Below are 17,785 nucleotides of genomic sequence, written 5' to 3' on the forward strand. Positions count from 1 at the left end.
CGGGCCACCCCGACAACGCTTGGGGGGTACGAAGTCAGCGGCGGCGGAAGGCGGCACGATGCCGGTCATCGAGGTGACCAATTTGCACAAGCGGTACGGCGACCTGGTGGCGGTGGACGACGTGTCGCTCGCCGTTGAGGCCGGGGAGATCTTCGGCGTCCTCGGTCCGAACGGCGCCGGCAAGACCACCACAGTGGAGTGCGTCGCCGGGCTGCGTGTTCCCGACGGGGGCGGGGTGTCGGTCCTCGGGCTCGACCCCCGCAGGGACGCGGTCCAGCTGCGCCAGCGGGTCGGTGTGCAACTCCAGGAGAGTCAACTGCCGGACCGGTTGCGGGTGGCCGAGGCACTCAAGTTGTACGCCTCGTTCTACCGCAACCCGGCCGACCCGACCGAGTTGATCGACAAGCTGGGCCTCGGCGACAAACGGAACACCGCGTACAAGAAGCTCTCCGGCGGCCAGAAGCAGCGACTCTCCATCGCGCTGGCGCTGGTGGGCAACCCCGAGATCGCGATCCTCGACGAGCTGACCACCGGGCTGGACCCGCAGGCCCGCCGGGACACCTGGGGCCTCATCGAACAGGTCCGCGACAGCGGGGTGACGATCGTGCTGGTCACCCACTTCATGGAGGAGGCCGAGCGGCTCTGCGACCGGGTCGCGGTGATCGACAGGGGTCGGGTGGTCGCCCTGGACAGCCCGGCGGGCCTGGTGTCGGCGGTGGCTCCGGAGCAGCGGATCCGGTTCCGGCCCTCGACTCCGATCGACGACCGACTCCTCGCCGATCTGCCCGAGGTGTCCGCCGTGCAGCGAACCGGCAGCCAGGTGGTGGTGACCGGCACCGGTGGGTTGCTGCACGCCGTCACCTCGGTGCTCGCCCGCCACCAGATCGTCGCCGCGGACCTGCGGCTGGAGCAGTCCACCCTCGACGATGCCTTCGTCGAGCTGACCGGGCACCGGCCCGCCAACTGAGGGGAAGCCAGCATGCACGCCTTCCGCAACATCCTGAGAACCGAGGCGCGCCTCTACCTGCGGGACCTGCCGACGCTTCTCACCACGATCGGGCTGCCCATACTGATCCTGGTGGTGCTCGGGTTGGTCCCCTCGCTGCGCAAGCCGGATCCGACCTTCGACGGGCAGACCTTCGTCAGCTACTTCGCCCCGTCGCTGCTGGTGGTCACCCTCGCCATGGTCGGGGTGAACATCCTGCCCGCCGTGCTGGCCACCTACCGGGAACGTGGCGTGCTGCGTCGGCTGGCGACCACCCCGGCGCACCCGGCCGCTCTGCTCGCCGCCCAACTGGTGCTGGCCCTGGCCGGGATCCTGGCCAGCGCGCTGCTGCTGATCGTCGTCGCCCGGCTCGCGTTCGGTGTGCCCTTCCCCCGGCACCCACTCGGCTTCACGCTGGCGTTCATCCTCGGCACGGCCGCCCTGCTGTCGCTCGGCCTGCTGGTCGCCGCTGTGGCCCGGACGACGAAGGCGGCACAGGCCCTGGCCGTGCCGCTCTTTCTGGTCATCATGTTCTTCGGCGGGGTCTACCTGCCCCGGTTCCTGCTCCCGGACTTTGTGGCGCGGATCGGCGACTACACGCCGCCCGGGGTGCAGGCGCTCCTCGACGCCTGGACCGGCACCCCGCCGCAGCCGCTGCATCTGGGGATAATGGCGGTCATCGCCGTGGCGGCCGGCGCCGGCGCGGCGAAACTGTTCCGCTGGGAGTGAGCGGAGATGCGATGACCTGCGACGGTGGGCACGACTGTCTGGCCAGTTGGCGGCAGCGCGAGGCGAGCCTCTATCGGGTGTTCCCCTTCGGCGGGCTGACCCTGGGCACCCTGCTGGCCCTCGTCGCCCCGGCGCCCGATCATCTCGACACACTGCCCACCCTCGCCATCGCCGTGGCGGCCGGATGCTGGGTCGCCTGGTTCGTCACAGTGCACCCCGGCTGGCATAGCCGGCGCACGCTGATGGCGATCTACTACGCCGGCCTGCTCACGTTCGCCGCCGCACTGGTGGCCGCCAGCCCGTGGTACGGCTTCTTCGCCTGGATCGGCTACATCCACGCCTTTCCGGTGCTGCCCGGGCGGTGGCGGGTCGCCGGCGTCGTCACCACTGCCGCCCTCGTCGCCACCTCGCAGGGCGGTGGCCTGTCGGTGGTGGTGTCGCACTGGCCGCTCTGGCTGGTGCTGGTGCTGTTCAACCTGGTGGTGGCCGGCTCGGTGAGCTGGTTCGCGATGGTCGCCGAACAGGAGGACGCCAAACGCAAACGGTTGGTGGCGGAACTCGGCGAGACCAACCGCCAACTCACCGAGACGGTCAGTGAGAACGCCGGGCTGCACGCCCAACTGCTCACGCAGGCCCGGGAGGCCGGCGTGCTCGACGAGCGGCAACGGATGGCACGGGAGATCCACGACACCCTGGCCCAGGGGCTGACCGGCATCATCACCCAGTTGGAGGCGGCCGAGCAGACCCGCGACCGGTCCGCGGACTGGCGCCGGCACGTGGACAACGCGCTCGAACTGGCCCGGGAGAGCCTCACCGAGGCCCGCCGCTCGGTACAGGCGGTCCGTCCGGAACCGTTGGAGACGGCCCGGCTACCCGATGCCCTGGTCCAGTTGGGCGGGCGCTGGTCGGCCCTCAACGGGGTACGGGCCGACGTGGCCACCACCGGCACGCCCCGACCGCTGCACCCGGAGATCGAGGTGACCCTGCTACGGGCCGCCCAGGAGGCGCTGGCCAACGTGGCCCGGCACGCCGCCGCCTCACGGGTCGGGCTGACCCTGTCGTACATGGCCGACGTGGTCACCCTGGACGTACGCGACGACGGGGCCGGCTTCGATGTCACCGGCCAACCGCCGCCCCGCGAGCCGGGCGGCGGGTACGGGCTGACCGCCATGCGGCAGCGGGTCACCCGGGTCGGTGGCGAGTTGGCAGTCGAGTCCGAGCCGGGCGGCGGCACCGCCATCTCGGCGTCCGTTCCCGCGCTACCCGGAGGTGCCTGTTGACCGCCCCGATACGGCTGCTGATCGTCGACGACCACCCGGTCGTGCGGGACGGCCTGCGGGGGATGTTCACCGGCGACGGCGATTTCCAGGTGGTGGGCGAGGCAGCGGACGGCTCGGAGGCGTTGGTCCTGGTCGCGACGCTGCGGCCGGACGTGGTGCTGATGGACCTCCGGATGCCCGGAATGGACGGGGTGACAGCCATCGGCCGGTTGGCCCGCTCCGGCAGCGCCGCCCGGGTGCTGGTGCTCACCACCTACGACACGGACGCCGACGTGCTGCCGGCGATCGAGGCCGGTGCGACAGGTTACCTGCTCAAGGACACCCCTCGGGAGGATCTGGTTCGGGCGGTCCGGGCCGCCGCCCGGGGCGAGTCGGTGCTCGCGCCGAGCGTCGCCGGCCGGCTGATGGGTCGGCTGCGCGCTCCCGCCGAGGAGCCGCTCAGTCAACGGGAGCTGGAAGTGCTCACCCTGGTGGCCCGGGGCGCCTCGAACCGGGAGGCGGCGGCCCGCCTGTTCATCAGCGAGGCCACCGTCAAGACGCATCTGCTGCACCTGTACGCCAAGCTCGGGGTCAACGACCGGGCTGCCGCGGTGGCCACCGCGTACGACAGGGGGTTGCTGACGCCCGGCGGGCGGTGAGCGGCACCGGGCAGGATGGGCGGATGCGCGCGTCCCGACTGATCTCGTTGCTGTTGCTGTTGCAGTCGCGCGGGTCGATGACCGCGAGCGAGCTGGCGCGGGAGTTGGAGGTGTCCGAGCGGACCGTCTACCGGGACGTCCTGGCGCTCTCCGCGGCGGGCGTGCCGGTCTACGCCGACCGGGGGCGGGCCGGCGGGTACCGCCTGCTCGGTGGGTACCGCACCCGGCTGACCGGGCTGACCCGGGACGAGGCGGAGGCGCTCTTCCTCGCCGGGCTCCCCGGGCCGGCCGGCGAGATGGGACTCGCCGACGCTGTCGCTTCGGCCGAGCTGAAGGTGCTCGCCGCGCTGCCACCCGCCCTACGCGACGCGCCGGCCCGCGCCGGGCAGCGGTTCCACCTGGACGTGCCGGGCTGGTTCCGGGAGACAGCGCCACCGCTCTGGCTGCCCGACCTGGCGCGGGCGGTCTGGGGGGACCGGGTGGTGGAGCTGCGTTACCGACGCGGCGACCGGGAGGTGACCCGCCGGGTCCAGCCGTACGGCCTGGTCCTCAAGAGCGGGGTCTGGTATCTGGTCGGCCGGGTCGGCGAGAACGTGCGCACCTACCGGGTGGACCGGGTCACCGGGGTCGAGGTGGAAGACGAGCACTTCGACCGCGACGAGGGCTTCGACCTGGCCGGGCACTGGCGCGAGCAGGCCGGGTCGTTCCTGCGGACCATGCTGCGGGCCGAGGTCGCCGTCCGGCTGAGCCCCGCCGGCCTGCGTCAGCTCCGGCACCTTGTCGATGCCCCCTTCGTGTACGACGAACTGGTCGCCGCCGCCGGCCCACCCGACGGGCAGGGCTGGGTGGTGGCGCGGCTGCCCGTCGAGTCGGTCCCGGTGGCGTACCGCCAACTGCTGGGGCTCGGCCCCGAGGTGGAGGTCCTCGACCCACCCGAGCTGCGGCAGTTGTTCGCGGCGAGCGCCGACCGGCTCGCCGCGCTCTACCGGTAGCCGGTCACGTCCGCCGGCTTGCCCGCGTCGACCACCTCGGTGATGTAGCGGAAACCCTCGGGTTGGCTGCCGTCGAGGTCGGTGAAGCCGTACACCTTGGACAGCGTGCCGGCGTCGACGGATCTGCCGCTCCAGCGGGCCTTCTCCTCGTCGGCGGCGAGCGCGGCCACCGCCCGGCCGACGAAGGCCGGGGTCTCCGAGATGAGGAAGTTCGGGTCGGTGGCGGCGCCGTCGCGCCAGTTCTCCTCGGTCACGCCGAAGTGCTCCAGCATCGCCTCGGAACGGATCCAGCCGGGAGTGAGCGCCACGGCCGTGCAGCCGTGCGGCTTCAGCTCGTGCGCCTGGCTGAAGGCGAGCCGGTTGACCGAGACCTTGGCCAGGTCGTAGAAGACCGACAGCCGGTAGTTCTCGTCGTTGTACGCCTTGGTGCCGTCGCCCATCTCCACCACCAGGCCGCCGGGCTTGCGGATCAGCAGCGGCAGCGCGAAGTGGCTGGTGATGATGTGCGTGTCGACAGCCAGTCGCAGGGTACGGAAGCCGGCGTCGAGCGGCTGCTCCCAGACCGGCTTGTCCCAGGTGACCAGTGGGTCGCCGCCCCAGATGTCGTTCACCAGCACGTCGAGTTGCCCCTGCTCGGCGTCGATCCGGGCGACCAGGTCGCGGACCTGCTCGGGCACCAGGTGGTCGACCCGAACGGCGATGCCGGTGCCGCCGGCCGCGCTGACCAGCTCGGCGGTCTCCTCGATGGTCTCCGGTCGGTCCATCTCGGAGCGGCCGGCCCGGGAGCTGCGACCGGTGGCGTAGACAGTGGCACCGGCCGCGCCGAGCTGAACGGCGATCTGCCGTCCGGCACCACGGGTGGCGCCGGCGACGAGCGCGATCTTTCCTGTGAGCGGTTGTGTCATGCCTGCGACGTTGTCAGGAATACCTGACAACCGACGTCCGAATTCGGGACTCGATCTAGTCGACCAGTCGGACCCGGACCCGACGGTTGGCGCGGCCCTTGCTCTCCACCTTGACCACCTGGACCTTGCCGATCTGGGCGGTGGAGGCGACGTGGGTGCCGCCGTCGGCCTGCACGTCCAGCCCGACGATGTCGACGATCCGGACCTCCTGCTCATCAGGCGGGATGAGGTTGGACTGGGTACGGATGATGTCCGGCAGGGCCAGCGCCTCGGTGCGCGGCAGCACCCGGGTGGCGACCGAGCGGTCGGCGGCCACCTCGGCGTTCACCAGCTCCTCGATGCGACTCTTGAAGTCCGGGGGCACCTCGGGGAGGTTGAAGTCCATCCGGGCCTCGCCCGGTTCCATCGAGTTTCCGGTCACCAGCGCGCCGAAGTCGCGGAACACCACACCGCAGAGCACGTGCAGCCCGGAGTGGGTCCGCATCAGCCGGGTGCGGCGCTCGTCCTCCACCGCGCCGACGACATCGGTGCCGACCGGCGGCAGCGGGTCACCCTCGGCGGGAATCAGGTAGGGGTCGTCGCCCTTGCGGGTGCCGACGATCCGGGTCTGCACGCCCTGCCAGAGCAGCACGCCGTGGTCGGGTGGTTGACCACCACCGCCCGGGTAGAACGCCGAACGGTCGAGCACGATGCCCTGCTCCGCGTCGGAGTGCAGGACCGTGCACGTCCATTCGCGCAGTGTCGGGTCGGCAAGGTCCAGCCGGTGCGTCCGGCCGTGCTGTGTGACGCCCATGACTGGGCAGGTTACTCGTTCAGGAAGCCGGAGATGCGGTCGCGCAGATCGGCGCGTTCGGACCAGAGCACGCCGGGCCGGTCGTACACGTGCAGGGTGGCCTGCGGCAGCGCGACGGCGAGCCGCTCGGCGACCTCGACCGGGTGCAGGTCGTCGCCCGCGCACCCGATCACCAGCGCCGGCGCGGTGACCGCCGTCAGTTCACCGATCTGGCGCAGCGGAGTCTGGTCGGTGAGCGTGGCCAGACCGTCGGCCAGACCGTCGCGGAGCAGCTGGTCGAGCCGTTGTCGTAGGTAGGCCCAGCCGGCCGGGGTGTTGCGCACCGCCGGGGGCAACTCCAGCGTGACGATGTCGGCGACCGCCGAGGCGTCCCCGCTCTCCACCGCCTCCAGCAGGTCGGTGATGCGCTCCCGGGCGAGCGGCCCGCGTGGCTCGTCGAGGACCGCCGGCAGGAAGAAGACCAGCTTGTCGAAACGCTCCGGGCTCTCCACCAGGAGTCGGCAGAGGGCACCCGCGCCGAGGCTCGCGCCGAACGCCCGGCTGGCGCCGCCGAGGTCGGCGATCGCCCGTAGATCCCGGGCCAGGTCCAGGTAGTCCCACGGCCCGTCCGGGGCTTCGGAACGGCCATGCCCCCGGAACTGGAAGAACACCTTGCGGCCGTTCACCCCACTGCCGAACGGGCGGGTGGTGGCGATGCCGTTGCCCAGCCCGTGCGCGAACACGGTGGCCGGATCACCGGTGCCGGTGACCAGCCGCTCCAGCCGTACGCCGTGCGGAGTGGTGACCAGCTCGGTCTCCGGCTCCGGCAGCGCCGGCCGGCCGGTACGCGGCCCACCCGGCCCGGGACCCCAGGTGCGGGGCCCGCTGTCGGGTGGGGGTGGCCAGCGAAAACCTCTCACCAGAACCCTTTGCCGTCACTCAGGTCGCGCAGACCGACCCGGACGTCGAGCAGATAGATCAGACCGGCGGCGATGCCGACGAGCCCGAAGAGGCTGATCGGACCGAACCCGAGCAGGGTGAGCGCGAGGCAGACCGCCAGGATGGCGATCCAGCCGCCCTTGGGGAGCGTGCCGATGGCGGGGAAGGCGTCGGAGCGCTGCGTGACGGCGTGCACCAGGGCGACGCCCTGAACGATCAGCGCGAAGACGAGCAGGATCAGCTCGATCACGTCACGGACGGCAAAGGCGAAGATCGGCGCGGCGTTGGCCATGTCGGCCAGTTTATGTCCACGACCCCGGCTACGTCCGACAAGGACGCCGCCGGGGTCGTCGACCCGACGAGCTACTCGGCTGCCGGACGGGTCCGCTTGGTGGCCCGGGGGAGCTTCGCCGACGGGGTCTCGGCCGGCTTGGCGGCCTTCGGCGCGCGGGCGACCTTCTTGACCGCGGCCGGCTTGGCCTCGGCGATCTCCGCCACGTCGGCCGGGCTCGGCGCGGCGGCGGGGGCCGCAGCGGTGGCGGCCGCGGGGGTCACGGCGGTGGCGGCGGTGGGGGTCGCGGCGGTGGGGGTGGCCGGCGTCACGGACTCGGTGGCCTCGATGTCGGCGTTGACCGTGTCGGCGGCCTCCAGCACACCGGCACCGACGACCCGCTCGCCCCGGGCGACCAGCGCGCCGTACGCGGCGAACGCGCGCTCCTGGGCGACCTGGGCGCCCGCGACCACCAGGGCGGCGTTGCGGGTCGCGGCGGCGCGCAGCTTGTCGATGTCGGCCACCTCGCGAAGCTTCGCCAGGTCGGCGGTCTCGTTGGCGGTGCGCAGCGTCTCGGTGGCCTTCTGCTTCAGCTCGAAGCCGGTCAGCACGGCCCGGCCGCCCAGGTCGGCGACGACCCTGGTGCTCAGGACGCCGACCACGGCCGGCAGCTTGCGCAGCTGCTCGATGGCCAGCTCACCGGCACCGGCTGCGGCGTAGATCGGGGCGGGGATGCGGTTGGTCTTCGGCTCGCTCATGACGTCTCCTCTTCGGCCGCCTCGGCGGCCTTCTTCTTCTGGGGGATGCTGGTGCTGCCCGGGGCGGGGGCGGTGCCCGCCTCGGTGACGGCGACCGACTGGAGCACGGCCTCGGTCGGGGTGCCGCCGACGGTGGTGGGGCCGGTCGCTGCCACATTTGCCAGGTCCGCAGCCTGGCTGGCGGGCTGGTCCGCAGCCTGGCTCGCGGGCTGGTCGGCCTGCGCCGCCTCGGCTCCGGCCTGGGCCTCGGCCAGCCGGGTGTTCTCCCGGCGGAACGTCTCGTAGATCTGACTGAGCGACTGCTTCTGCGCCATCGTCAGGTCGGCGTCCACGGCGATGGCGGCGAGCACCCCGTGGCCTTCCTTGTCATCGAGCAGACCGGCGCGCAGGTACATCGCCGGCGTGGAGACCCGCAGCGCGCTCGCCAGTTGCTGGAGCACCTCGGCGCTGGGCTTGCGCAGGCCGCGCTCGATCTGGCTGAGGTACGGGTTGCTGACCCCCGCCTGCTCGGCGAGCTGCCGAAGCGAGATCTTGGCGTTACGCCGCAGATCGCGGATGAACCCGCCGACGTCGGGAAGGTCCTTGGGTGTGGCCATGGCAGCGACGCTAACCGCCAGCGCTAGCTCTTGCAAGCAAAACGCTAACCATAGTTAGCAAGGTCTCAGGATCCCGTTTGCGCGCCGCCCGGCCGCTCCGTACGGTCCGTCCGTGCACAAGATCACAGTCAATGGAGCAAGCATCGCGTACGACGAGGCCGGCACCGGTTCGCCAGTCGTCCTGCTGCACGCCGGAATCGCCGACCGGCGGATGTGGCGCGGGCAGGTGGCAGCGCTCGCCGCCCGGCACCGGGTGATCGTCCCGGACCTGCGCGGCTACGGCGACTCGGAGCTGCCGCCGACCCCGTTCACCCACCACGACGATGTCGCCGGGCTGCTGGACGCGCTCGACCTGCCCCGGGCCGCACTGGTCGGCTGCTCCTTCGGCGGGGCGGTCGCCATCGACACCGCGCTGGCCCACCCCGAGCGGGTGAGCGCGCTCGCGCTGTTCGACACTGCGGTCTCCGGCAACGAGTGGTCCGACGAGGCGAACGACCTCTGGGACGACCTGGTCGGCGAGGTCGACCCGGACGACTTCGTCGCCGGCGCGGCCGGTGAGGTGCGGTTCTGGGTGGTCGGCCCGCGACGCCAGCCGGAGGACGTCGACACGGAGCTGGTCGCGTTCGCGCAGGAGATGGACCAGCGTGCCCTCGCCGCGGAGCTGGCGCTCGGCGCGGTCGAGGTGGGAGAGCTGTCGCCACCGGCGATCGGTCGTCTCGGTGAGCTGAAGATCCCCGTCCTGGTCACCGCCGGCGCCGCGGACGTGCCGGACATCAGTCGACTCGCCGACCGGATCGCCGCCGAGGTCCCCGGCGCGGTACGACTGCCGGACGTGCCGGACGCCGCGCACCTGCTGCCGCTGGAGCGTCCGGAGCCGGTCAACGCCGCGCTGCTCGACTTCCTGGGCTAGCCACCACCGCCGGTGGTCTCACCAGAGCGGGCGGACCGCCCCGACCGGGACCCCGCCGCCGAAGAGCGGTGTCTCGGCGTACTCGGTCAACACCGGAGCGTCCACGCCGAGCCGGCGCAGCGCGGAGACCAGCACCGGCATCCGGGCCCGGTCGGCGCCGTCGTCGATCTTCAGGGCGACGGCGCCGACGCCCGGCAACGCCACGGCGATCACACCCTCGGCACCGACCTTGGCCAGCAGCCCCGGGACACCGCGCATCAGCCGGGTGTCGTCGGCCTGGGTGCCACCCACGATCTCCGGGTGCGCCCGCATCGCGTCGGCCACCGTGCGCGGCACCGAGCCGGGCTCGGCGTCGACCAGCCGCAGGTACGCCCCGGCCAGACCGGCCAGCGACACCGCGAGGACCGGGGCGCCGCAACCGTCGACCCCCACCGCCGCCGCCTGCTCGCCGGTGAACTCCTCGATGGCGGCCCGCAGCCGCTGCTGAAGCGGGTGCTCCGGCCGCCAGTAGCCCTCCCGGGACCAACCGGCGGCCTCGCAGGTCAACAGCATCCCGCTGTGCTTGCCGGAGCAGTTCATCTGCACCCGGCTCGGGCCGCCACCGGCCCGGAGCACCGCCTCCCGGGCCGCGGCCCCCACCGGCAGGTCGGGCGGACAGTGCAGCGCCGACGCGTCCAGCCCGGCGCGCTCCAACAGCGCACCGACCCGGGCCAGATGGAATTCCTCGCCGGCGTGGCTCGCCGAGACCAGCGCCACGTCGGCCGGGTCGGTAAGGGCCAGGCCGGCCCGGAGCATCCCGATCGCCTGCATCGGCTTGCTGGCCGACCTGGGGAAGATCGGCGAGGTCACGTCCCCGGCGGACGCCACAGCGACACCGGCGGCGTCCAGCACCACCACCGAGCCGCGGTGCACACCCTCCACGAACCCGGACCGGACCACCTCGGCGAGCGGCGCGCCGCCCTCGTACGTCTTCGTCACGCGCTGGACGGTACCGACGGTCCGGGGGTGCCCGGCAGCGGGGTGACCAGGAGGTCCACCGCCCGGGTGACAGGGGCGTGGGACAGACCCGGCCTTACAGCCCGAGCAGTTCGCGGGCCTCGGTGGTGGTCAGCGGCGGGCGCTGAGCGAGCTGGGCGAAACCCACAGCGCGGGCGACCAACTGCATGTTGGACTCCACCGGGCGGCCCTTCGCGTACGTCACGGTGTCCTCCATGCCGACCCGCAGGTGCCCGCCTGTCGACAGCGAGGCCAGCAGCACCGCGATGGTGCTCCGGCCGACGCCGGTGGCCGAGAAGGTGGTGCCCTCGGGCAGGTCGCGCAGCATCCGGTGGGCCGCGACAAGGGTCTCGGTGGTGCCCGGCATCCCGCCCGGCACGCCCATCACCAAGTCGACGTGCACGTGCCCGCCGGCCGGCAGCCCGTACTTACCGAGCAACCGCTGCAACGCGGACAGGTGACCGAGGTCGAAAATCTCGTACTCCGGCACGATTCCGCGGTCCTGCATCCGGGTGTGCAGGTCGACGATGAACTCCCAACGGTTGAGGAAGACGTCGTCGCCGAAGTTGACGGTGCCCATGGTGCAGGAGGCCATGTCCGGACGGGCGTCGAGCACGGCGAGCCGGGCCGCCTCCGGGTCGGTCACCGCGCCACCGGAGGAGAGCTGCACGATCAGGTCGGTGCTCTCCCGCAGCGCCGCCACGGTGTCGGCCAGCCGCACCGGGTCGAGCGTCGGCCGGGCCTCGTCGTCGCGGATGTGGACGTGGATCACGGCGGCGCCGAGCGCCTCGCACTCCTTGGCGGTGAGCAGCAACTCGTCGAGGGTCACCGGCAGCGCCGGCACCTCCGCCTTGGCCGACTCAGCGCCGGTCGGGGCCACCGTGATCAACGTCCCTGTCGTCATGCCGGCGATCCTAGACGGCCCGCTCAGGACGGGTCGATCGCCGCCGCGGTCTCACCGATCAGCAACGCGGCGTCGTCCGGGACGTTCCGCTTCAGCACGGCGAGAGCGACCTGGCCCAGCTCGTGGTGCAGCACGGCGGTGCCGACGAAGCCGACCGCCCGGCCATCGAGCGTCACCGGCGTACCGGCCACCGGCGGCTGATCGGTGGTCACCCCGTCCAGATGCAGCAGTACGAGGCGACGCGGCGGCCGGCCCATGTTGTGCACCCGCGCCACCGTCTCCTGCCCCCGGTAGCAACCCTTGTCCAGATGCACCGCGGGGGCGATCAGGTCGACCTCGGCCGGAATGGTCCGGTGGTCGGTGTCCACCCCGACCCGGGGCTGCCGGGCGGCCACCCGGATCGCCTCGTACGCCCACAGCCCCGCGACCGGCACCCCGGCGCCGCGCAGCTCCGCCACCACCTGGTCCATCGCCGACCGGGGCACCAGCAGGTCCACCCCGAGCGGACCACGTCGGGCCCAGCCGCCGATCGGCAGCGGTCGTACGTCGTACCGAGCGCTCGCCCGCTGCGGCACGGCACCGTGCGGGAACTTCGGACCCGGCACCGCGACCACGTCCGGTGCGGCGAGCCCGGTCACGCCGAGCGTGCCGAGCGCCTCCAGGGCCTCCGGCCCGACCAGCGACAGCAGCGCGCGCTCGGCCGTCGCGTCGCGTGGTTCGACCTTGCTGAAGAACCGCATCTTCTCCAGGTACGCCAGCAGGCCCTCGGTCGCGCCGGGCTCGGTGTCGAGCCAGGCGGTCTCGCCGTCCTCGGCGACCATGGCGTGCTGCTCGACGTGGCCGTGCGGCGACAGCACCAGCAACTCGGTGCCCTCCCCCGCGGAGAGCGTGCTCAGGTGCTGCGAGGTGACAGTGTGCAGCCAGCCGGCCCGTTCCTCGCCGGGCACCGCGATGACCCCTCGGTGCGACCGGTCGACCAGGCCCACAGCGGTGTCGAGGGTGCGCTGCTCGCGCAGCGGGTCGCCGTAGTGCGCGGCCACCCCTCGCACCCCGGCCGCGACGTGCGCCGGGTCCGGCTGGTCACGGCTGGCCTCGTCGATGCTCTCGACGGCCACCGCGCCCGCGATGTCGATCATTTTTCGTCCCCGTTCTCGCAGCGTACGCAGACGCCGAAGAGTGACACGTGCCCGATGTCCACCCGGAACCCGCGCTGCGCGGCCAACTGGTCGGCGAGGGGGCGGAGCAGCTCCGGATCGATCTCGTCGATCGCGCCACACTCCCGGCAGACCAGGTGGACGTGTTGGTGTTCACCGGCGGCGTGATAGGTCGGTGAGCCGTGCGACAGGTGCGTGTGGGTGACCAGACCGAGCCGTTCCAGCAGCTCGAGCGTGCGGTAGATGGTGGTGATGTTGACGCCGGCGGCGACCTCCCGGACCGCGGTGTGCACCTGCTCCGGGGTGGCGTGGCCCAGATCGAGCACCGCCTGGAGAACGAGCTGCCGCTGGGCCGTCAGCCGCAGCCCACGGGACCGCAGCATTTCCGCGAGGGAGGATTCGGACACCGTCCGATCATAGTTCGGCCAGCAGGCTGTTCCCCGCCCGGCGATCGATCACCGCTACGCTCGACGGTCATGGTGAGGTCGTCCGTCGAGAAGAACCCGGCCGACCCGACCGCGCGGATCGCCGTCCTGGGGCGTGGCCCGGTGCCGCCCGACGACCCGGTGCTGCGCGGTGACGACCTCGGCGTGCTGCACGGCGACGGCCTCTTCGAGACCATGCACCTGCGCGACGGTCAGCCGTGGCTGTGCGACGAACACCTGGCCCGCCTGGCCACGGCGGCCACCGCCGTCGAGCTGCCCCTGCCCCCCACCACCACGCTGATCGACCTGCTGGACCAGGTGCGGACAGGCTGGCCAGCGGCTGTGGAGGGGGCACTCCGGTTGGTCTGCACCCGCGGCCCGGAGGCCGGCGGTCCGCCCACGATCTACGCCACGCTGGCCCCGGTGCCGGCGGTCTCCCGGGCCGCCCGGCGGGACGGCATCAGTGTGGCCACCCTGCCGCTGGGGCTGCCCGCCGCCGCCCGCAGCGGGCTCACCTGGCTGCCGGCCGGCATCAAGTCCACGTCGTACGCGGTGAACAGCGCCGCCCGCCGCTGGGCCCGCCGGGCCGGCGTCGACGACGTGCTCTGGGTCTCCTCCGACGGGTACGCGCTGGAGGGCCCCACAGCCAATGTGGTGTGGCTCACCGACCACACGCTCTGCGCGGTGCCGGCAGCCAGCACCGGCATCCTCGCCGGCACCACAGCGGCCTGGCTGCTCGCCCACGCGAGCGACCTGGGCCTGAGCGCCACCGAACGGATGGTCAGCCCGGTCGACCTGCACGCGGCGGACGGCGTGTGGTTCACCTCGTCACTGCGCGGCGCCGCCGAGGTGCACACGCTGGACGGGGTACGACGGGCTCGCTGCCCGCGTACCCCCGACATACAGGCCCTGCTGGGCTTCCCTGTCGACTGAGCGTCAGCCGCCGACCCGGACGAGTCGGGCGGAGAGGTGCGGACTGAGCCCGTGCCCCATGGCGGCCATCTCCTGGGCGTAGAGCAGCGCACCCTCGACGATGCCGAAGAGCCGGTGCCCGCCGGTGACCTCCTTGGCGGTCGGAGTCCTGATCACCGCGTCGGTGGCGAACTCGAGCTGCGTGCCGGTGCGCTTGCCCAGGTGCAGCTCCATCACCCCGGTCGGGGTGGTCAGCAGCGCCTCCAGCTCGTCGGTCGCCCGCCCATCCACCAGCACCGGTCGCCACCAGCCCACCTCGCGGCCGGCCGGCCGGACCGGCTTGCTCTGCTCGTCGAGGATCCAGGCACGCGACTCGTAGTGCAGGAACGGCCGCCCGTCATGGCTGATCCGGATCTCCTGCGCGTAGTCGAAATCCTCGATGGTGGGGAAACCGCCCTTGCCCCGACCGCGCCACAGACCGATGTACGGCAGCAGGGCATCCAGCGCGGGGTGCAGCTTCGGCCCGACCCTCAGGTCGTGGCTCTCCTCGAACGGGTACTCCTCGACCGGCGGCGCGTTCAGCCACGGCGGCTGCAGCGGGTTCTCGCTCACCAGCGTCCTCTCGAAATGCGTACGGCAAGGTAGACCAGGCCACCGGCGAGCCCGCCCAGGCCAGCGACAAGCAGGCTGACAAACCCGATCTCGGTAACCATCCCGGCCATCCTATGCTGGGTCACATGGCCCGCACTCTCGTCGTCAAGGCCACCGCAGGGGCGGACGCCCCCGAGCGGTGCGCGCAGGCATTCACAGTCGCCGCGACGGCGGTAGCGGCAGGGGTGGACGTCTCGCTCTGGCTGACCGGTGAGTCCACCTGGTTCGCGCTGCCCGGTCGCGCCCAGCAGTTCGACCTGCCGCACTCGGCACCCCTCGCCGAGTTGTTGCACGTCATCCTGACCAGCGGCCGGGTGACCGCCTGCACGCAGTGCGCGGCCCGACGGGAGATCGGCCCGGACGACGTACTCCCCGGGGTCCGGATCGCCGGTGCCGCGGTCTTCGTCGAGGAGGCCATGGCCGAGGGCGCGCAGGCACTCGTCTACTGACCGCACGGCTGCGGGGGTCGATCCGAGCGGAGTGCCGATACCGACCCGACATCTCGGACGGCTGCCTACGATTCGGATGTGACCGAGGCGGCGGAGAGGTTCTTCGAGGCACTGCCGTCGCGCGCCGCCGAGGTTCTGGGCGGCCTGGCCGACGGCACCCTCCAGATCGACCTCGGCGAGGACCACCGCACCGAACACTGGCTGGTCCGGATGCGGCCCGGGTCGGTGCAGGTCATCCGGGGGCGTGGCCCGGCCGACGCGATCTGGTACAGCAGCGCCGCCCTCTTCGACCGGCTGATCAGCGGCGAGGCCCAGGGGGTCGCCGCGGTGCTGCGCAACGAGAGCACGTTCAGCGGGAACGTGGTGCTCTTCCTCGCCTTCCGCCGGTTCTTCCCGGACCCGCCCGGCACCCGCGACCCCCGCGAAACGGCCCGCCGAGCAGCCGGGCGACTGCGGTGAAGGACCTCGTCAGCATTCTGGACGGCAACACCTTCCTGGTCAGCGACCGGCGAGGGGACATCGAACCGTCCTACGACTTCCCCACCGGGCTGTTCTCCTTCGACACCCGCTTCCTGTCCACCTGGGTGCTCACCCTGGACGGGCAGCGGCTGCACGCCCTCTCCGTCGACGATGCCCAGTCGTACCGCACCAAGTTCTTCCTCGCCCCCGGTGAGCCCACGCACTACCTGGACGCCAAGGCGTCGGTGATCCGCAGCCGGGCGATAGTGGGCAGCTTCGAGGAGGAGCTGACAGTGCTGAACCACCTCGGCGCGGAGGTCGAGTGCACCCTGCGGATCGAGGTCGGGGCCGACTTCGCCGACCTGTTCGAGATCAAGAACTCTCGGCAGAAGCGGGGCCGGACCACTGTCACTGTCGCCGAGAACGAGCTGCGGCTGACCTACCGACGGGAGGCGTTCCACCGGGAGATGGTGGTCAGCAGCACCGCTCCGGCGCAGGTCGACGAGACCGGGATGACCTTCCGGATCCGGGTGGCCCGCAACGACAGCTGGACCACCAGGCTGCACGTGTCAAGCGTCGTCTACGGGGCCCGGGGCGAGGACATCAGGGCCACCCTCCCGTACGGCGGCAGCCGCAGCGCGGACGCCATCCGGGCCGAGCAGCAGGAGCTGATCGACAGGGCGCCGAAGCTCGGCTGCGACTGCGAGCCGCTGGCCGGGGCGTACCGGCGCAGCCTCAACGACCTGGCCGCGCTGCGCTACGAATCGATAGCCCTGGGCGTACGGCTGATCGCCGCGGGACTCCCCTGGTTCATGACCCTGTTCGGCAGGGACAGCATCATCACCTCGTTGCAGGTGCTGCCGTTCCTGCCGGAGCTGGTCCCGCCGACCCTCCTGATGCTGGCCGGACTTCAGGGGCAGCGGGTGGACGACTTCCGGGACGAGGAACCCGGCAAGATCCTGCACGAGCTGCGGTACGGGGAGACCGCCGGCTTCGAGGAGCAGCCACACTCGCCGTACTACGGGTCGGCCGACTCGACGCCCCTGTTCATCATCCTGATCGACGAGTACGAACTGTGGACCGGTGACGCCACACTCGTCCGCAAGCTGGAGTCGCAGGTCCGCAGGGCGCTGGAGTGGATCGACACCTACGGTGACCTGCTCGGCACCGGCTACCTCTGGTACCAGACCCGCAACCCGGAGACCGGCCTGCAGAACCAGTGCTGGAAGGACTCCTGGGACGCCATCTCGTACGCCGACGGTCAGCTGCCCGGCTTTCCCCGGGCCACCTGCGAGCTGCAGGGCTACGCGTACGACGCGAAGGTCCGCGCCGCCCGGCTGGCCCGGACCTTCTGGAACGATCCGGAGTTCGCCGACGAGTTGGAGCGGCAGGCCGCCGACCTCAAACGGCGGTTCGACAGAGACTTCTGGATCGCCGACCGCGGGTACTACGCGCTCGCGTTGGACGCCGACGGCCGGCAGGTTGACGCGCTGACCTCGAACATCGGGCACCTGCTGTGGAGCGGCATCGTGGACGAGTCCCGGGCCGGCAAGGTGGTCGAGCACCTGCTCGGGCCACGACTGTTCTCCGGCTGGGGGGTGCGGACGCTCGCCGCGGACGAGGGGCGGTACAACCCGATCGGCTACCACGTGGGCACCGTCTGGCCGTTCGACAACTCGATCATCGCCTGGGGGTTGTGGCGGTACGGCTTCCGGGAGGAGGCCGGGTTGCTCTGCGACACGATGCTGGCGGCGTCCCAGTACTTCGACGGTCGACTGCCGGAGGCGTTCGCCGGCTACGCCCGCGACCTCACCGACTACCCGGTGGAGTACCCGACCGCGTGCAGCCCGCAGGCCTGGTCGACGGGCACCCCGCTGCTGCTGCTGCGGGTGATGCTGGGGTTGGAGCCGCAGGGCGAGCACCTGATCATCGATCCGGCGGTGCCACCGGGGATGGGCCGGGTCGAGCTGCTGGACATCCCCGGCCGGTGGGGCATGGTCGACGCGTTGGGGCGCAGCCGTGACCCGGAGGACCAGCCGGACCGCGGCTGACCCGCGCGG

The 17,785-nt window shown here is 72.0% G+C and carries 21 protein-coding genes and 1 pseudogene; 10 read left to right on the forward strand and 12 right to left on the reverse strand.

Features of this window, described 5'->3' with window-relative positions:
- The first annotated feature begins 58 nt into the window (after positions 1 to 58).
- Genes AB0B94_RS16995 through AB0B94_RS17015 form a run of 5 tightly spaced genes read left to right on the forward strand, consistent with a single transcriptional unit; the run spans position 59 to position 4,624 of the window.
- Positions 59 to 967: an ABC transporter ATP-binding protein gene (locus AB0B94_RS16995; protein ID WP_357279763.1), complete on the forward strand. Its 909-nt coding sequence runs from the start codon at positions 59 to 61 to the stop codon at positions 965 to 967.
- A 12-nt stretch (positions 968 to 979) separates the two neighbouring features.
- Entirely contained in the window at positions 980 to 1,714 is a 735-nt protein-coding gene (locus AB0B94_RS17000; protein ID WP_357279768.1) for an ABC transporter permease, read from the forward strand.
- Between the two features lie 11 nt (positions 1,715 to 1,725).
- The gene (locus AB0B94_RS17005) at positions 1,726 to 2,994 is read left to right on the forward strand and encodes a sensor histidine kinase (RefSeq protein WP_357279773.1); all 1,269 of its coding nucleotides are present in this window, start codon (positions 1,726 to 1,728) and stop codon (positions 2,992 to 2,994) included.
- Positions 2,991 to 3,632 carry a response regulator transcription factor gene (locus AB0B94_RS17010; protein ID WP_357279778.1) on the forward strand — a complete coding sequence of 214 codons (642 nt, stop codon included), beginning with the start codon at positions 2,991 to 2,993 and terminating at the stop codon, positions 3,630 to 3,632. Before AB0B94_RS17005 ends, AB0B94_RS17010 begins: the two co-directional genes overlap by 4 nt.
- A 23-nt stretch (positions 3,633 to 3,655) precedes the next feature.
- The gene (locus AB0B94_RS17015; RefSeq protein ID WP_357279781.1) at positions 3,656 to 4,624 is read left to right on the forward strand and encodes a WYL domain-containing protein; all 969 of its coding nucleotides are present in this window, start codon (positions 3,656 to 3,658) and stop codon (positions 4,622 to 4,624) included.
- On the opposite strand, the gene AB0B94_RS17020 is transcribed toward AB0B94_RS17015, so the two are convergent.
- The 6 genes and pseudogenes from AB0B94_RS17020 to AB0B94_RS17045 all read right to left on the reverse strand — a co-directional run.
- Complete coding sequence (locus AB0B94_RS17020) at positions 4,615 to 5,529, reverse strand: SDR family oxidoreductase (protein WP_357279786.1); 915 nt, start codon at positions 5,527 to 5,529, stop codon at positions 4,615 to 4,617. The two genes, AB0B94_RS17015 and AB0B94_RS17020, sit on opposite strands and share 10 nt — an antisense overlap.
- Before the next feature lie 55 nt (positions 5,530 to 5,584).
- The gene (locus AB0B94_RS17025; RefSeq protein WP_357279789.1) at positions 5,585 to 6,322 is read right to left on the reverse strand and encodes an alanyl-tRNA editing protein; all 738 of its coding nucleotides are present in this window, start codon (positions 6,320 to 6,322) and stop codon (positions 5,585 to 5,587) included.
- An 11-nt stretch (positions 6,323 to 6,333) separates the two neighbouring features.
- A complete protein-coding gene (locus AB0B94_RS17030; protein WP_357279792.1) occupies positions 6,334 to 7,221 on the reverse strand; it encodes an alpha/beta hydrolase in 888 nt (295 codons plus the stop codon).
- A complete protein-coding gene (locus AB0B94_RS17035) occupies positions 7,218 to 7,532 on the reverse strand; it encodes a DUF2516 family protein (protein ID WP_238666976.1) in 315 nt (104 codons plus the stop codon). Before AB0B94_RS17035 ends, AB0B94_RS17030 begins: the two co-directional genes overlap by 4 nt.
- Before the next feature lie 71 nt (positions 7,533 to 7,603).
- On the reverse strand, positions 7,604 to 8,269 hold the full coding sequence (locus tag AB0B94_RS17040) for a hypothetical protein (protein ID WP_357279798.1): 666 nt from the start codon (positions 8,267 to 8,269) through the stop codon (positions 7,604 to 7,606).
- Positions 8,270 to 8,382: 113 nt separating this feature from the next.
- Positions 8,383 to 8,865: pseudogene (locus tag AB0B94_RS17045) on the reverse strand (helix-turn-helix transcriptional regulator); the annotation flags it as partial.
- Positions 8,866 to 8,977: 112 nt separating this feature from the next.
- Here AB0B94_RS17045 and AB0B94_RS17050 point away from each other — a divergent pair.
- On the forward strand, positions 8,978 to 9,775 hold the full coding sequence (locus AB0B94_RS17050) for an alpha/beta hydrolase (protein ID WP_357279803.1): 798 nt from the start codon (positions 8,978 to 8,980) through the stop codon (positions 9,773 to 9,775).
- Positions 9,776 to 9,793: 18 nt separating this feature from the next.
- Here AB0B94_RS17050 and AB0B94_RS17055 read toward each other — a convergent pair whose 3' ends face one another.
- The 4 genes from AB0B94_RS17055 to AB0B94_RS17070 all read right to left on the reverse strand — a co-directional run bounded on the left by AB0B94_RS17055 (position 9,794) and on the right by AB0B94_RS17070 (position 13,236).
- Complete coding sequence (locus AB0B94_RS17055; RefSeq protein ID WP_357279806.1) at positions 9,794 to 10,753, reverse strand: asparaginase; 960 nt, start codon at positions 10,751 to 10,753, stop codon at positions 9,794 to 9,796.
- Between the two features lie 94 nt (positions 10,754 to 10,847).
- Positions 10,848 to 11,675: a 3-keto-5-aminohexanoate cleavage protein gene (locus AB0B94_RS17060; RefSeq protein WP_357279811.1), complete on the reverse strand. Its 828-nt coding sequence runs from the start codon at positions 11,673 to 11,675 to the stop codon at positions 10,848 to 10,850.
- Between the two features lie 23 nt (positions 11,676 to 11,698).
- Complete coding sequence (locus AB0B94_RS17065) at positions 11,699 to 12,811, reverse strand: folate-binding protein (RefSeq protein WP_357279814.1); 1,113 nt, start codon at positions 12,809 to 12,811, stop codon at positions 11,699 to 11,701.
- Positions 12,808 to 13,236, reverse strand: coding sequence for a Fur family transcriptional regulator (locus AB0B94_RS17070; protein ID WP_238666982.1), 429 nt, complete (start codon positions 13,234 to 13,236; stop codon positions 12,808 to 12,810). The genes AB0B94_RS17065 and AB0B94_RS17070 overlap by 4 nt, the downstream gene beginning before the upstream one ends.
- Before the next feature lie 69 nt (positions 13,237 to 13,305).
- Between AB0B94_RS17070 and AB0B94_RS17075 the strand changes: the two genes are divergently transcribed.
- Positions 13,306 to 14,187, forward strand: a complete 882-nt coding sequence (locus AB0B94_RS17075; RefSeq protein ID WP_357279820.1) for an aminotransferase class IV — start codon at positions 13,306 to 13,308, stop codon at positions 14,185 to 14,187.
- 3 nt (positions 14,188 to 14,190) lie between these two features.
- Here AB0B94_RS17075 and AB0B94_RS17080 read toward each other — a convergent pair whose 3' ends face one another.
- Together AB0B94_RS17080 and mtfM are read right to left on the reverse strand one after the other, a co-directional pair.
- Positions 14,191 to 14,781: an FABP family protein gene (locus AB0B94_RS17080; RefSeq protein ID WP_112584198.1), complete on the reverse strand. Its 591-nt coding sequence runs from the start codon at positions 14,779 to 14,781 to the stop codon at positions 14,191 to 14,193.
- Positions 14,775 to 14,879, reverse strand: a complete 105-nt coding sequence (gene mtfM, locus AB0B94_RS17085; protein WP_030327764.1) for a small membrane protein MtfM — start codon at positions 14,877 to 14,879, stop codon at positions 14,775 to 14,777. The genes AB0B94_RS17080 and mtfM overlap by 7 nt, the downstream gene beginning before the upstream one ends.
- A 12-nt stretch (positions 14,880 to 14,891) precedes the next feature.
- Between mtfM and AB0B94_RS17090 the strand changes: the two genes are divergently transcribed.
- The 3 genes from AB0B94_RS17090 to AB0B94_RS17100 all read left to right on the forward strand — a co-directional run bounded on the left by AB0B94_RS17090 (position 14,892) and on the right by AB0B94_RS17100 (position 17,776).
- Positions 14,892 to 15,266 carry a DsrE family protein gene (locus tag AB0B94_RS17090; RefSeq protein WP_238666984.1) on the forward strand — a complete coding sequence of 125 codons (375 nt, stop codon included), beginning with the start codon at positions 14,892 to 14,894 and terminating at the stop codon, positions 15,264 to 15,266.
- A 78-nt stretch (positions 15,267 to 15,344) separates the two neighbouring features.
- Positions 15,345 to 15,725: an SCP2 sterol-binding domain-containing protein gene (locus AB0B94_RS17095; protein WP_357279827.1), complete on the forward strand. Its 381-nt coding sequence runs from the start codon at positions 15,345 to 15,347 to the stop codon at positions 15,723 to 15,725.
- Positions 15,722 to 17,776, forward strand: a complete 2,055-nt coding sequence (locus AB0B94_RS17100) for a glycogen debranching N-terminal domain-containing protein (protein WP_357279830.1) — start codon at positions 15,722 to 15,724, stop codon at positions 17,774 to 17,776. The genes AB0B94_RS17095 and AB0B94_RS17100 overlap by 4 nt, the downstream gene beginning before the upstream one ends.
- The last annotated feature ends 9 nt before the right edge of the window (positions 17,777 to 17,785 follow it).

It is taken from the genome of Micromonospora sp. NPDC048986 (assembly GCF_040649335.1).
In the GTDB taxonomy this organism is placed as follows: Bacteria; Actinomycetota; Actinomycetes; order Mycobacteriales; family Micromonosporaceae; genus Micromonospora; species Micromonospora alfalfae.

Coding starts and splice junctions, on each gene's coding strand:
- AB0B94_RS16995 (WP_357279763.1), top strand. CDS start 59: ATGCCGGTCATCGAGGTGACCAATTTGCACAAGCGGTACGGCGACCTG.
- AB0B94_RS17000 (WP_357279768.1), top strand. CDS start 980: ATGCACGCCTTCCGCAACATCCTGAGAACCGAGGCGCGCCTCTACCTG.
- AB0B94_RS17005 (WP_357279773.1), top strand. CDS start 1,726: ATGACCTGCGACGGTGGGCACGACTGTCTGGCCAGTTGGCGGCAGCGC.
- AB0B94_RS17015 (WP_357279781.1), top strand. CDS start 3,656: ATGCGCGCGTCCCGACTGATCTCGTTGCTGTTGCTGTTGCAGTCGCGC.
- AB0B94_RS17020 (WP_357279786.1), bottom strand. CDS start 5,529: ATGACACAACCGCTCACAGGAAAGATCGCGCTCGTCGCCGGCGCCACC.
- AB0B94_RS17025 (WP_357279789.1), bottom strand. CDS start 6,322: ATGGGCGTCACACAGCACGGCCGGACGCACCGGCTGGACCTTGCCGAC.
- AB0B94_RS17035 (WP_238666976.1), bottom strand. CDS start 7,532: ATGGCCAACGCCGCGCCGATCTTCGCCTTTGCCGTCCGTGACGTGATC.
- AB0B94_RS17040 (WP_357279798.1), bottom strand. CDS start 8,269: ATGAGCGAGCCGAAGACCAACCGCATCCCCGCCCCGATCTACGCCGCA.
- AB0B94_RS17060 (WP_357279811.1), bottom strand. CDS start 11,675: ATGACGACAGGGACGTTGATCACGGTGGCCCCGACCGGCGCTGAGTCG.
- AB0B94_RS17065 (WP_357279814.1), bottom strand. CDS start 12,811: ATGATCGACATCGCGGGCGCGGTGGCCGTCGAGAGCATCGACGAGGCC.
- AB0B94_RS17075 (WP_357279820.1), top strand. CDS start 13,306: ATGGTGAGGTCGTCCGTCGAGAAGAACCCGGCCGACCCGACCGCGCGG.
- mtfM (WP_030327764.1), bottom strand. CDS start 14,879: ATGGTTACCGAGATCGGGTTTGTCAGCCTGCTTGTCGCTGGCCTGGGC.
- AB0B94_RS17090 (WP_238666984.1), top strand. CDS start 14,892: ATGCTGGGTCACATGGCCCGCACTCTCGTCGTCAAGGCCACCGCAGGG.